At 62.6% G+C, this 13,517-nt stretch carries 8 protein-coding genes; 2 read left to right on the top strand and 6 right to left on the bottom strand.

From position 1 onward, the window contains the following. Positions 1–269: 269 nt before the first annotated feature. Positions 270–1,916, top strand: coding sequence for a malate dehydrogenase (quinone) (gene mqo / locus AC07VU_RS11295; protein ID WP_053261826.1), 1,647 nt, complete (start codon positions 270–272; stop codon positions 1,914–1,916). Between the two features lie 255 nt (positions 1,917–2,171). Next, on the top strand, positions 2,172–2,570 hold the full coding sequence (locus tag AC07VU_RS11300) for a hypothetical protein (RefSeq protein ID WP_150052180.1): 399 nt from the start codon (positions 2,172–2,174) through the stop codon (positions 2,568–2,570). Positions 2,571–2,582: 12 nt separating this feature from the next. On the opposite strand, the gene AC07VU_RS11305 is transcribed toward AC07VU_RS11300, so the two are convergent. The 6 genes from AC07VU_RS11305 to AC07VU_RS11330 all read right to left on the bottom strand — a co-directional run bounded on the left by AC07VU_RS11305 (position 2,583) and on the right by AC07VU_RS11330 (position 13,404). Continuing rightward, entirely contained in the window at positions 2,583–4,766 is a 2,184-nt protein-coding gene (locus AC07VU_RS11305) for a TonB-dependent siderophore receptor (RefSeq protein WP_495029864.1), read from the bottom strand. 305 nt (positions 4,767–5,071) lie between these two features. Next, positions 5,072–6,478 (bottom strand): ATP-binding protein, encoded by a 1,407-nt coding sequence (locus tag AC07VU_RS11310; RefSeq protein ID WP_495029865.1) that lies wholly within the window; start codon positions 6,476–6,478, stop codon positions 5,072–5,074. After that, positions 6,475–8,286 (bottom strand): DAHL domain-containing sensor histidine kinase, encoded by a 1,812-nt coding sequence (locus AC07VU_RS11315; protein ID WP_277589190.1) that lies wholly within the window; start codon positions 8,284–8,286, stop codon positions 6,475–6,477. Before AC07VU_RS11315 ends, AC07VU_RS11310 begins: the two co-directional genes overlap by 4 nt. After that, the gene (locus AC07VU_RS11320; protein ID WP_277589189.1) at positions 8,283–9,236 is read right to left on the bottom strand and encodes a cytochrome-c peroxidase; all 954 of its coding nucleotides are present in this window, start codon (positions 9,234–9,236) and stop codon (positions 8,283–8,285) included. Before AC07VU_RS11320 ends, AC07VU_RS11315 begins: the two co-directional genes overlap by 4 nt. 26 nt (positions 9,237–9,262) lie before the next feature. Next, complete coding sequence (locus AC07VU_RS11325) at positions 9,263–11,131, bottom strand: putative bifunctional diguanylate cyclase/phosphodiesterase (protein WP_277589188.1); 1,869 nt, start codon at positions 11,129–11,131, stop codon at positions 9,263–9,265. Next, positions 11,128–13,404, bottom strand: a complete 2,277-nt coding sequence (locus AC07VU_RS11330) for a GGDEF/EAL domain-containing response regulator (RefSeq protein WP_495029967.1) — start codon at positions 13,402–13,404, stop codon at positions 11,128–11,130. Before AC07VU_RS11330 ends, AC07VU_RS11325 begins: the two co-directional genes overlap by 4 nt. Positions 13,405–13,517: the final 113 nt, after the last annotated feature.

Consider the following 13,517-nt stretch of genomic DNA (forward strand, 5'->3'; position numbering starts at 1 on the left):
TATGGGAATGTGGTTTTAGCGGGCGTTTCGGACCGTCGATCGACGCTGTCCGAAGGCGTCCCAACAAAATAGTGTCACTCAAGTAGCTGAAGCCAATAGCGAATAAGAAGTCAGCGCAGGAGCGACATATAAACTGAGGTCGATAGTGTCATGTCGGCCTTGTGTGCCCACCCTTCAGTTCTTCTGAGTGCGGGAACCCATGGCGGTGCCGGGGCGACTGATGATCGAGAATGGGGGGGCGGATGGCGTTCTATCGTAGGAACTACTGTATGTTGAAAAAAGTGAACACGGCCCTGCTGGGCTTGGCGATGACGATGGGGCTCAGCTCCGCGTACGCCGCCGAGACCAAGAAAGTGGATGTGCTGCTCATCGGTGGCGGCATCATGAGTTCGACCCTGGGTGTCTGGCTCAATGAGCTGGAGCCGGGCTGGTCGATGGAAATGGTCGAGCGTCTCGACGGCGTTGCCGAAGAAAGCTCGAACGGCTGGAACAACGCCGGTACCGGTCACTCTGCCCTGGCGGAGCTGAACTACACCCCGGAAAACAAGGACGGCAAGGTCGAGATCGCCAAGGCCATCGAGATCAACGAAGCGTTCCAGATTTCCCGCCAGTTCTGGTCGTGGCAAGTCAAGAACAATGTCCTGAAGGACCCGCGTTCGTTCATCAACTCCACTCCGCACATGAGCTTTGTGTGGGGCGATGACAACATCAAGTTCCTGAAGAAACGCTACGAAGCGCTTCAGGCGAGCCCGCTGTTCGCCGGCATGCAGTATTCCGAAGACCCGGAGCAGATCAAGCAGTGGGTCCCGCTGATGATGCAAGGGCGCGATCCGAAGCAGAAGATCGCCGCCACCTGGTCGCCGCTCGGCACCGACGTGAACTTCGGCGAGATCACCCGCCAGTTCGTCGGCCACCTGAAAGCCCAGCCGAACTTCTCGCTCAAGCTGTCGAGCGAAGTGGAAGACATCAAGCGTAACGAAGATGGCTCCTGGCGCGTGGTGTACAAGAACCTGAAAGACGGTACCGAAACCCAGACCGACGCCAAGTTCGTGTTCATCGGCGCCGGCGGCGGTGCCCTGCACCTGCTGCAGAAGTCGGGCATTCCTGAAGCCCAGGAATATGCCGGTTTCCCTGTGGGCGGCTCGTTCCTGGTGACCGAGAACCCGGCGATCGCCGAGCAGCACCTGGCGAAGGCCTACGGCAAGGCGTCGGTCGGCGCTCCACCGATGTCGGTTCCGCACCTGGACACCCGCGTGCTGGACGGCAAGCGCGTGATCCTGTTTGGCCCGTTCGCGACCTTCTCCACCAAGTTCCTCAAGGAAGGTTCGTACCTCGACCTGCTGACCACTACCACCACTCACAACATCTGGCCCATGACCAAGGTCGGCATCAAGGAGTACCCGCTGGTCGAGTACCTCGCCGGCCAACTGATGCTGTCGGATGAAGATCGCTTGAATGCCCTGAAAGAGTACTTCCCTAACGCCAAGGCTGAAGACTGGCGTCTGTGGCAGGCCGGCCAGCGCGTGCAGATCATCAAGCGCGACGAGCAGCTGGGTGGCGTGCTGAAACTGGGCACCGAGATCGTCAGCGCCAAGGACGGCAGCATTGCCGGCCTGCTGGGGGCTTCGCCAGGTGCTTCGACCGCCGCGCCGATCATGCTCAGCGTGCTGGAGAAGGTCTTCAAGGACAAGGTCGCGACTCCGGCCTGGCAGGCGAAGCTGCACCAGATCGTGCCGAGCTACGGTACCCAGCTCAACGGCAGTCCTGAGCGTGTCGCTCAAGAGTGGGCCTACACCAGCGAAGTGCTGCAATTGACTCCGCCACCGGCCATCGGCCAGATGGCTGCACCTGCGCAACCTGCGGCTGAAAAGCCAAAGGCGCCAGTGAGCAACCCGTCGGCTGACATGGCCCTGTAATACCGGCCGCGCCCGACCTGTCGGGTGAACCGGAACCTGGGGCGGACATCCGCTCCAGGCTAAAAAAACGCCGCTCCCAGGAGCGGCGTTTTTTGTTTGTGCGGCGCATTCAAGAGCCTTTGCCCTCGCGTCCTGCAACCCTGCCTTGCGCCCATGGCGCATTTCTAACCGAAACATCCAGGTCACGCCTGCCCGGGAACTATTGCCGGGAAATCCCTTTCCATAAGCTCGACGCAATGATGCCTGGAGAAGGCGATGTTCAGAGCTGGCTCGTTAATCTCGATCGTCTCGATTCTGCTGTCGATCCCGCTGGATGCCGGCGCGGAGTCCGGCACGCAGGCAAATGCCCGGTACTCCAACGATCATGCGAATTGGGAACGCCTTCCCGTGGTCAATGACTATCAGGTGAGAGCACTGTTGCAGGCTTCGAAGCGGGACTGGAACCCGGCCGCAGCGCTGCCGGCCGATGCCAGGCAGAACCTTCGCCGGGGCAGGACGTTGCCCAGGCAGCAATCGCGACGCTTGAACCCCAGGCTGGTCCAGCAGCTGCCGCGTTACGACGGCTACCAATGGTGGCGCGCGGGCTCCGATCTGCTGCTGGTCAGGACCTCGAACCGGATGATCTTCGACGTCCTGGTCGATGCCTTCCAGTAGGGCTGGCCCCGATCAGAAGTTGATCGAGGCGCTCAACCGCGCGGTCAGGGGCGCGCCCTGGAACAGGTAGCCATCGCCCATGTATTCACCGGCGTCACGCCAGTAGCGTTTGTCGAACAGGTTGTCCACGGTCAGCCGGAACACGGTGTCGTAACCGTCGATGCGGGTGCTGTAGCGGCTGCCGATGTTGAACACGGCGTAGCTGCCGGTCTGCACCTCACCCTCGCGGTTGGCGTACTTGCGACCGCTGTACTGCACGCCGCCGAGCAGCGCCAGGCCGTCGAACCAGGGCAGGGCGTAGTCGCCGTAGAGGCTGGCGCGCAGGGTCGGCACGTTGAGCGCCTGGTGACCTTCGTACGCCGGGGTGTCGCTGCCGGTGACCCGCGCGTGGATCGCCGCGACGCTGGCCGAGACCTGCAGGCGTTGCGTGGCCCAGCCATTGGCCGAGAGTTCCAGCCCGGTGTTCTTCTGTTCGCCCTGCTGGGTGAAGGTGAAGGTGCCGTCGCCATTCGGCCGGGAATACTGGTAGGCCTGGCGGATCTGGAACAGCGCCGCGGCCAGGCTGATGCGCTGCCAGTCGTATTTGATGCCGGCCTCGATCTGCCGCGACACGGTGGGCGCGAGGATCTCGAAGGCATTGCTGGCGAACCACGGCGCTTCCCCACCCAGGGACAGGCCCTTGCTGTAGCGGGTGTACAGCGCCAGGTTCTGCACCGGCTTGTAGATCAGCGCGGCCTGGGGCAGGAACACATAACGCTGGGTGTGGCGGGTGGTGTCGCCCTGGCTGTCGAAGGTTTCCTCGTCCAGGCGTACCTCGCGCCCGCCGAGCACGGTCTGCCAGTGTTCGTTGAAACTGATGCGGTCGTTGAAGAACAGACCGTACTGGCGGCTGTCCAGGCGGCGGTAGGAGTCGTTGAGCGGTCCGTCGTAACGGGCGAAATCCGCTGGCTCGCCGTCGATGTTGGCGCTACCGATCATCTGGTTGATCGGGTCGCGTTTGTCCACCACGCGACGGAACGCGCTGGTGCCGACGCTGAGTTCGTGGCCCAGGCGGCCGGTGTCGAAGTTGCCGCTGAGGACGGCCTGAACCTCGTCGTTGCGCCGGGTATCGTCCGGGCTGCGGAAATCGTAAATGTCGTAGTCGCCCTCGGGGCTGAAGTGGTTGGGCACCGCGGCGCCGGCGCAGCTGGCGGCACCGTAGCAGCCCCAGGCGAACGAGCTGTAGTCATCGATCACCACCCGGCTGCGTGAGGCGCTGAGGTTGCCTTTCCACTGGTCGTTGAAGCGGTACTCGAAGTTGCCGTTGAGGTTCAGCGCGTCGGTGCCGACCGGCTTCGAACCGCTCTGGTGCGCCAGGAGCTTTTTCGGCGAGGCGTGGTGCGGCAGGCTGGAGCCGCCGAGCAATTGATAACCCGGGGCCGAGCGCTGTTCCTTGGTCTGGTACTCGATGTCCAGTTGCAGCAGGGCGTCGGGGCTGATGTTCCAGTCGAAGGCCAGGGAGGCGAAGTCGCGCTGGCCATTGGTGTGTTCGACATAGGAGTGGATGTCCTCGTGGGCCAGGTTGGCGCGCAGCCCGAACTGCTGCTCGCTGCCGAACCAGCCACCGACATCGGTGGCCACATAGCCGCTGCCGCGATCGTCGGTAGAGACTGTGACCGAGCGCACGTCGGTGGGGCGCTTGGTCACGTAGTTGATCAGCCCGCCGGGCTCGCTGACGCCGCTCTGCAGGCCGTTCAGCCCCTTGAGCAATTCCACCTGCTGCTTGTTTTCCAGGCCGACGTTCTGCTCGCCGGTGATGCTGCGGCCGTTGATCCGATAGCTGTTGGCGGCATTCAGGGAGAAGCCGCGCACCGTGAAATTCTCGTAGTAGCCGACCGGCGCATAACTTTCGCCGACCGAGGCGTCGTTCTTCAGCACCTCGCTGAGCAGGCGAGCCTGCTGGTCCTTGATCAAGTCTTCATTGATCACCGCGATCGAGGCGGGGGCATCGAGCAGGGGAGCCGCCTCGAAACCGCCAACCGCGGCGCTGCTGGCTTGATAACCGGAGCGGTCTTCGCCGGTCACGGTCAGTGCCGGCAGTTCGGTCTCGGCGGCCTGGGCCACGGGCGCGGCACCGGCCAGCAGCAGGCTCAGCAGATTGCGCGCGAACCGCGGGGCGGGCAGCCCCTGGCGGGAGGCCCGGTAAAGCATATCCATGAAAACTCCTCGACGATGGCGATCCCGGCCCCGGCGAATACCAGGCACAAAGGGCCAGGCGCGCTCGGGAAAGCGTCGTGCTGTTTAAGACGGGGGAAGCGTGTGTGCCCTGAAGGCGTCAGGCCGGATGTACTCCGGTGGTCATTGGCAAGACGAAATCGGCGACCCATTCTTGAGGCGCGCCATCATACAAGAGATCGGGCCTGCGGCATGCCCCGGCGTGCCGCGTCGCTTGGATCGCCGGCAAGCCTGGCTCCTACAGAAGCAGCAGTGGTGTCGAGCCTGTGGCCGGAGTGCGGGGGCGTTCAGCCGGCCTTTCTGCTCTGATGCACGGGAAGCTCGACGCGGAAGGTGGTGCCGACACCGACCTCGCTGCGCACCGAGATGTCGCCGCGGTGTTTCTTGACGATGCCGTAGGACAGCGACAGCCCCAGCCCCGTGCCCTGGCCCACGGGTTTGGTGGTGAAAAACGGGTCGAAGATTTTCTGCAGGCTGTCCGGCGGGATGCCCGAGCCATTGTCGGCCACTTCGATCCACACGTTCTCGCCCTCGACGCCGTTGCGCAGGGTGATGGTGCCCCGTTCGTTGCCCATGGCCTGGGCGGCGTTGACGATCAGGTTCATCACCACCTGGTTGATCTGCGAAGGCAGGCACTCGACCTCCGGCAGCTCGGCGTACTCCTTGATCACGTCGGCCTTGTACTTGATCTCGGCGGCGACGATGTTCAGGGTCGAGTCGATGCCCTGTTGCAGGTTCGCCCATTGCCATTCCTGGGTCGAATCGACCCGGGAAAAGTCCTTGAGGTCCTTGACGATCTGGCTGACCCGACCGATGCCGTCCTTGGACTCCTTGATCAGCAGCGGAATGTCCTCGAGGAGGAAGTCCAGCTCGATATCCGTGCGCAATTGTTTCAGCCGATCGCGCAGCTCGCTGGCGCCGATCCCGGTTTCGGCATTGCCGTAAGCCTCGAGCATCTCCTGCAGGCGCTTGAAGTAGCTGTCCAGGGCGCCGAGGTTGGAGGAAATGAAGCCGACCGGGTTGTTGATTTCATGGGCTACCCCGGCGGCCAACTGGCCCAGGGAGGCGAGCTTTTCCGATTGCACCAGTTGGCTTTCCAGCAACTTGCGCTCGTCGATTTCCCGTCGCAGCGCGGCGCTGGCCTGCTTGAACGCCAGGGTACGTTGCTCCACCCGTTCTTCCAGCTCGCTCATCTGCAGCTGCGCGCGCATGGTCATTTCCCATTTGGTGGTGAGGGTATTGGCCATCTGCTGGACTTCGATATTGTCGAAGGGCTTTTTCAGGATCAGCAGCCGGTCGTGGCCGTTCAGGCGATCGAGCAACTCGTCCCAGGAATAGTCGGAGTAGGCGGTGCACACCACCACTTGCAGCAGTGGGTCGTGCTTCCACAACTCTTCGATGGTTTGCGCGCCGTCCCAGCCATCGGGCATGCGCATGTCGACGAAGGCCAGGGCATAGGGTTGGCCCTTGCCCGCCGCTTCCAGCAGTTTGCCCAGGCCTTCCTGGCCACCATAGGCCGAATCCAGTTCGAACACCGTGGCGGCGGTTTTTGGCACGCTGCCGAACAGCGCGCTTTCCATCGCATCGAGGTCGGCGCTGTCGCCGGTCTTGGGCGTGAGGATCTTGCGGAAGTCGTCGTGGATCGCCGGGGTGTCGTCAATCAGCAGGATGCGCCGGTTTATCGGGTTGTTCATGCCTCAACCTCGGCGGTGATCAGGGGGATCTGCAGGACGAACAGCGCGCCTTTGCCCGGGCCGTCGCTGTGGGCGGTCAGGTGGCCATTCATCTCGATGGCCGCCAGGGCGCAACTGTGCAGGCCGAACCCATGGCCTTCCTTGCGGGTGGTGAAGCCGTGGGCAAAGATGCGGGTCATGTTTTCCGGAGCGATGCCTTCGCCTTCGTCGCGCACGCTGATCTGCAAGGTCTCGCCGTCGACCACCGCTGCCGCCAGGGTCATGTTGCGCGTCTGGTTGGACAGGTCGGACATGGCGTACTTGGCGTTGCTGATCAGGTTGATCAGGATCAGCAGCAGGCGATGCTTGTCGCCCATGATCAGTGGTACGTCGGCGTACTCCTTGCGCACGGTCACATGATGGCGGGTGAGGGCGCCGGAGTTCATGCGCAGCGCATCTTCGAGCAGTTCGCTGACCGACAGCGGTTCCAGCAGGCTGCTGGCGCCCGCATAGGATTGCTGGGTCGCGACGATGTCCTTGATGTGATCGACGCTTTTGCTCAGTTGGCTCAGCTCCTCGGTCATGCCTTGCTGTTCCAGGTCGATGGCCTCGACCAGCTGGTTCAGGTAGCCGGGCAGCAATTTGCCCTTTTCGTCCTCGGTGAGATAGCTGCCCAGGTCCTGCTTGTGTTGGTTGATCAACTGCATCGCCTTGCCCAGCCCCTGGGCCTTGCTGTTGCGCAGCTTGCGGCTGACCAGGTCGGCGGAGATGTTCACGCTGTTGAGCACGTTGCCGACGTTGTGCAGGACATTGGTGGCGATTTCCGCCATGCCCGCCTGGCGGGCGGTGTCGAGCAGTTCGCTCTGGGTGTCCTTGAGCTGGCGCGTGCGCTCTTCGACCCGTTGTTCGAGTTCGTCGTTGGCGGCCACCAGGGCGCGGTTCATCTGGTTGATCTCGGCAAAACTGCGGATCAGGCGAATGCCCAGCCAGATCAACAGCAGCACCAGCAGCGCGGAAAACAGCAGCAGGTAGAAATGGTATCGCTGGTCGACGGCCTCGGCCTGTTGCTGGTCGCGGTTGAGCAGGACGGTGATGTCGTCCAGGCGCTCGTCGACCGGCACCACTTCGATTTCCTCGAGCAGGCGGTTGACCTTGGGTTGCTCGCGCAGGATCAGCCCGACGTGGTTGCTGAGGGTATCGATCAGCTCATGGAACTCCGTGGGCAAGCGCTCCTTGTTGACCGCCAGCTTGTTCAGGCCCACCAGGATGTCCGCGGCCCTGTCGTCGGAGGTGACCTGGGCGAATTCCAGGCTGCTGAGCAACAGGTCGTAGGTATCGGTGGCGATGTTCTGCAGCTGCAGTTTGTCCGCGTCGTGCAGTTGGGCCAGCTCCTGCTGGATATCGTCCTCGGCGGTCGGCAGGAAGGCCAGGGAGTTGCGCAGCACGGAGTTGTGCGACTTGAACTGTTCCACCAACCGGGTCTTTTCCTTTATCGCGTTCAGGTAGCCGTCATGGGCATTGCGCCACAGCGGCGAATCGTTGCGCTGGTTCTGCGCCTCCATCGAGTCGAATTTCTGCCACAGGCGTGTCATTTCCCCCAGCGGCGAAACCAGCGGATCGTAGTTGTGGGTGATGGCCACCCTGGCCTTGAGTATTTCGTTTTCCCACAGCGAGTCCTGCTGCTTGATCTGACGGATCAGGTCGCGCGATTCGGTGTAGGTCACGGTCTGGTCGGACCTGGACTTGAGGTAGAGAAACAGCAGGATCGAAGCCATCAATACCGCCAGGGCGGCGAGCAACAGGATGCTTACGCGACGGGATACTTTCATAAAGGTTTGCCTTCCCATTCGCCGGTCAGGGTCTTGAGGAATTTGACGATCAGGCGTTTGTCTTCCTCGGACGGCGTACGTCCCAGCTGGTACTTGAACATCACTGCCACGGCGCCTTCGAGGGTGGCTTGCGAACCGTCGTGGAAGTACGGCGCCGTGACCGCGACGTTACGCAGGCTCGGCACCTTGAACACATTGCGGTCGTCTTCTTCGCCCGTGACGTTGAAGCGCCCCAGATCGGCCTCGGTAGGGTTGCCCCGGGCTGCGAAGTAGTCGCCGAGCACGCCGAACTTCTGGAACATGTTGCCGCCGATATTCACCCCCTGGTGACAGGCGATGCAGCCGTATTCCTGGAAGCGCTGGTAGCCGTACTTTTCCTCGATGTCGAGGATCTCGGTGTTGCCCGCCAGGTATCGGTCGAAGCGCGATTTGGCGCTGAGCAGGGTGCGTTCGTAATCGGCCAGGGCGCCCTGGATATTGGCCTGGGTCACACCACCGGGGTAGGCATCGGCGAAGGCGGTGCGATAGGCAGGGTCGTCGGCGATGCGCTGCGTCACGACTTTCCAGTCGCTGCCCATTTCGCTGGGGCTCTGCACCACGATGTGCACCTGGTCTTCCAGGGTTTCGGCCCGACCGTCCCAGAACTGGTGGAAGTTCAGGCTGGCGTTGAACACGCTCGGGGTATTGACCGCCACGGGCTTGCCATCGAAACCCAGGGAGTGCGGAACGGTATCGGCACCGCCCCGATCAAGGCGATGACAACTGGCGCACGACAGGCTGTTGTTCACCGACAGGCGCGGGTCGTTGAACAAGCGTCGTCCCAGTTCGACCCGCTTGCTGTCCAGCGCCGGTGCTGCGGGGAGGGGTTTGAGCGGTCCTTCCAATGGCGCGGCCTCGGCGCCTGGAGCGAGCAGCAGGTTGGCCGAAAGGAGTAATGCAAGTGACGACATGGTCGGTATCCTTACCAGGCACAACTTCATGGATGGGGCAGGTGAGGTCGCTGGGAGTCGGTCAGAAAGCGGGCGAATGCCTCGGGCTCCACGGCCTTGCTGAAGTAGAAACCCTGGCCTTCCTCGCAGTGGTGACGCTTGAGAAAGTCCAGTTGTTCGGCGGTCTCCACGCCTTCGGCGATGATGCTCAGGTTGAGGCTTTTACCCAGGTCGATGATGCTGCTGACCAGTTTCGCGTCGTTGCTGTCGGTGCCCAGGTCACGCACGAACGACTGGTCGATCTTCAACACATCGACCGGGAATTTCTGCAGGTAGCTCAAGCTCGAGTAGCCGGTGCCAAAGTCGTCGATGGCCAGGCGCACGCCCAGCTGCTTGATGGCGCAGAGCGTGGCGATGGTGGCGTCGACGTTCTGCATCAGCACGCTTTCGGTGATTTCCAGTTCCAGCAACGTCGGGTCGAGCCCGGTCTCGGCCAGCGTGCGGGTGAGGCGTTCGACATAGTCGTGCTGACGGAAGTCGATGGCCGACACATTCACCGACATGCAGATGGACGGCAGGCCCTGCGCTTGCCAGGCCTGCGATTGCAGGCAGGCACGACGCAATACCCATTGGCTGAGGGGGACGATCAGCCCGCTGTCTTCGGCCACCGGGATGAAGTCCGAGGGGAACACCCAGCCATGGCCGGGCCGGTTCCAGCGCACCAGCGCCTCGGCACCGACCACCGTGCCCCGCGCCAGGTCCAGCTTGGGCTGGTAGTGCAGGACGAACTCCTCACGCTGTAACGCCAGGCGCAGGCCGGTTTCCAGGGTCTGTTGCTGGCGCGCGCGCAGGTTCATGTCTTCGATGAAAAAGCTGAAGTTGTTGGGGCCGCAGTCCTTGACGTTGCGCATGGCCGTCTCGGCGTTCTTGATCAGCGTTACGGCATCGGCGCCATCGTAGGGATAGATGCTGATGCCTAGACTGGCGGTGACCGTCAGGTCGTGGCCCGCCACGGAATGAGGGGTATTGATGGCGGCCAGGAGTTTTTCGGCCACCCCTCGGGTCTGCTGTGGGTGCAGGATGTCGCCGATAATCACCACGAACTCGTCCGAACCGTAGCGAAATACCGAGTCGGTTTCGCGCACCGTGGTCGCCAGGCTGCGGGCGACGAGCTTGAGCATCTCGTCTCCCGCCGGGTGCCCGAGTGCGTTGTTGATGCGCTTGAAACGGTCCAGGCCGATGAACATCACCGCCAACTGGCGGTCATGGCGGCGGGACTGGGACAGATGCTGGGTCAGGCGATCACCGAGCAAGGTACTGTTGGGCAACCCGGTGAGCACATCGTAGTGCAGCAGGTGCGACACGCTCAGCAGTTCCTGGACCCGTTCCTCGATGGTCTGTTCCAGGTTGCGCATCTTGCTCGCCGCGTCCTGCGCCAGCTGCCATTTCCAGGTCAGGGCGCTGGCCATCTGGCGAATTTCGAGGCTGTCGAACGGCTTTTTCAGGATCAGCAACTGGTCGCCGAACTCAATACGTTCGGCCATGGCTTCCCATGAGTAATCGGAGAACGCGGTACATAGGGCGATCTGCAACTGCGGATCGGTTTTCCACAGATGCTCGATGGTCTGCAGGCCATCCCAGCCGGGTGGCATGCGCATGTCGATAAAGGCCAGGGCATACGGCCGGCCTTCGGCCTGGGCGCGCTTGACCAGTTCCACGGCTTCCTCGCCCTGGTAGGCCGAATCAAGCTCGAAGTGCTGATGGGGTCTGCGGCTGGCGCCCAGCAGCAAGGCTTCGGTGTTGCCCAGAGGCCCTTCGTCTTCGGGGCTGAGAATCTTGCGAAAGTCCTGATGGATCGCCGGTGTGTCGTCGATGATCAGAATTCGCCGATTGGGCACCACGGATAACGGGCTCACCTGAAATTCTCCGACGTCGGATCCGCCGACCTGGTGCTGCCATCCACAGCAGCAGACCTGGCCTTGAGCAGTTCGCCAGCCTGGTCGCTGTCGACCGCCGCACCGAGCGAGTGCCCCAGTGACGTGCCGCTGGATATCAAGGTCGTACGCTGCTCCTGGGTTTCCACCCCTTCAGCGGTGACCCCGATGCCCACCTCGCGGGCGAAGTTGAGGATGGCCCGCAGCGTCATGGCGTTGTCCGGGTCGCTGCTGGCGCTGTCGAGAAAGCGCTGGGCAAGCTTGAGGTGGTTAACCCTGTAGGTCTTGAGGTAGTCGAACGAGGAATATTCGGTGCCGAAATCGTCGATGGCGATCTTCACGCCCAGCTCGCACAGCCTGGGCAGGATGTCGTTGTGGGTCCACTTGGTCTGGGCCAGGGTGCCCTCGGTCACGTCGAATCTCAGGTCCCACGGGCACAGGTCCCAGCGCGCGGTGGTGCGCAATACGTCGTAGATCAGTTCTGGCCCGGTCTTGAGCTGGACCAGGGACAAATGGATCGCAATCAATGGCGGTGCCACGTTCTGGTCGCGCCAGGCGCGCATCTGCCGGCAGGCCTGGTCCAGCAACCAATGACCGAGGGCGATGACGATGCCAGTCTTCTCGGCCGCGGGCATGAAATCCTCGGCCTCGAGCCAGCCGCGCAGGGGGTGGAGCCAACGAACCTGGGTCGCCATGCCGAGGATCCTGCCGGTACCGAGATCGACTTCCGGCAGGTAATGCAGGTGCAGTTCGTCGCGTTCCAGGGCCAGCTTCAGGTCGTTGGCCAGGGTCACCCGCTCCGTGACCTCCTGGTTGATTTCCTCGCTGTGGAAATGGAACTGGTTGCGGCCCTTGTCCTTGGAGCGATACAGCGCCATGTCCGACTGCGCCATCAGGCTGTCGGCACTCAGGGTCTGCGGGCTGTAGAGGCTGATGCCGATGCTCACCGAGATGCGCACCTCGTTGCCTTCCAAGGAGTAGGGGAGCAGCAGGGTGTCGCGGATTTTCGTCGCCAGCGCGGCACAATGCGTGGCCTCGTCGACGTCCAGTTGCAGGATCGCGAACTCGTCGCCGCCCAGGCGCGCCACCACATCGTTTTCCCGGGTGCAGGCCTTGATGCGCCGGGCCACTTCCTGCAGCAGCAAGTCACCAATGGGGTGGCCGAGGGTGTCGTTGATGCGCTTGAAGTGGTCCAGGTCCAGGTAAAACATCGCGAAGGGCGCGGCTCCCCGTCGGGCCGCGGCGAATGCCTGATGCAGGCGCTCGATCAGGGTGGCGCGGTTGGCCAGCCCGGTCAGGCTGTCGGTGCGGGCCATCAGGGCCATTTTTTCTTCGGCCAGCCTGCGTTCGGTAATGTCGAGGATGATCCCTTCCACCTCGACCAATTGGCCCTGGTCGTTGCGTACCGGAATATAGCGGTTTTCCACCCAGCGAAAGGCACCATCGCCGGTGCGCATGCGGAACTCGATGGAGGCTCCCGCCACATCCCGATCGAGGATCCGCAGCATGGCGTTCTTGACCTTGGCCTGGTCGTCGGGGTGGATCAGGGTCTGGGCCCAGTCGGCCGAGGCCACCAGTTGCGCCGCCACATGGCCGAACTTGGTGATGTTGTGGGAGATGTACATCAGGGTGAACGATGGCTCGCCCCGCAGGCGATAGAGGATGGTGGGGCTGTTCTGCACGATGATGTTGGCGTCGGCCAACTCGCGGGTGCGTTCCTCGACCGCTTGCTCCAGCTGGTCCATTTTCAGTTCGGCGTCTTCGGTCATCTGCCATTTTACGGTCAGGGCGCTGGCCATCTGGCGGATCTCGATGGCGTCGAAGGGCTTTTTCAGGATCAGTAGGCGGTCGCCCAGTTGCAGGCGCTCGGCGATGTCTTCCCAAGAATAGTCGGAGTAGGCGGTGCACAGGGCGATTTGCAGCTTGGGGTCGACCTGCCACAGCCGCTCGATGGTTTCCAGGCCGTCCCAGCCGGGCGGCATGCGCATGTCGATGAACGCCATGGCATAAGGCGCATCGTGATCCAGCGCTGCCTGCACCTTGTCCAGCGCCTCCCGGCCCTGAAACGCCGAGTCGAGGAAAAAATGCTCCAGCGAGGCACTGACGGGCGTACCGAACAGGGCGGCTTCAGCGTCGCTGAGGCTGTCCCCGGGGGCATCCGTGCAGGCGAGGATCTTGCGAAAATCCTCGTGGATCGACGTCGTGTCGTCGACGATCAGAATTCGCCGGTTGGTCCGGTCTGCCGACGCCATCATCGGCGTGCCCCAACTCGGTGCGGACACCTTGTATATAAGCTCATCGGGCTTCCCTTCCTGCTTCCTGAACATGCAGTCCATTTTGGCCTTGAGCATAGTCAGGCTCCCCCGTA

Source organism: Pseudomonas sp. GW821-FHT02B10 (assembly GCF_059421865.1).

What these genes read in the sequence shown, in the direction of transcription:
- mqo (WP_053261826.1), top strand. Translation starts at nt 270, where the DNA reads ATGTTGAAAAAAGTGAACACGGCCCTGCTGGGCTTGGCGATGACGATG.
- AC07VU_RS11300 (WP_150052180.1), top strand. Translation starts at nt 2,172, where the DNA reads ATGTTCAGAGCTGGCTCGTTAATCTCGATCGTCTCGATTCTGCTGTCG.
- AC07VU_RS11305 (WP_495029864.1), bottom strand. Translation starts at nt 4,766, where the DNA reads ATGGATATGCTTTACCGGGCCTCCCGCCAGGGGCTGCCCGCCCCGCGG.
- AC07VU_RS11310 (WP_495029865.1), bottom strand. Translation starts at nt 6,478, where the DNA reads ATGAACAACCCGATAAACCGGCGCATCCTGCTGATTGACGACACCCCG.
- AC07VU_RS11315 (WP_277589190.1), bottom strand. Translation starts at nt 8,286, where the DNA reads ATGAAAGTATCCCGTCGCGTAAGCATCCTGTTGCTCGCCGCCCTGGCG.
- AC07VU_RS11320 (WP_277589189.1), bottom strand. Translation starts at nt 9,236, where the DNA reads ATGTCGTCACTTGCATTACTCCTTTCGGCCAACCTGCTGCTCGCTCCA.
- AC07VU_RS11330 (WP_495029967.1), bottom strand. Translation starts at nt 13,404, where the DNA reads ATGATGGCGTCGGCAGACCGGACCAACCGGCGAATTCTGATCGTCGAC.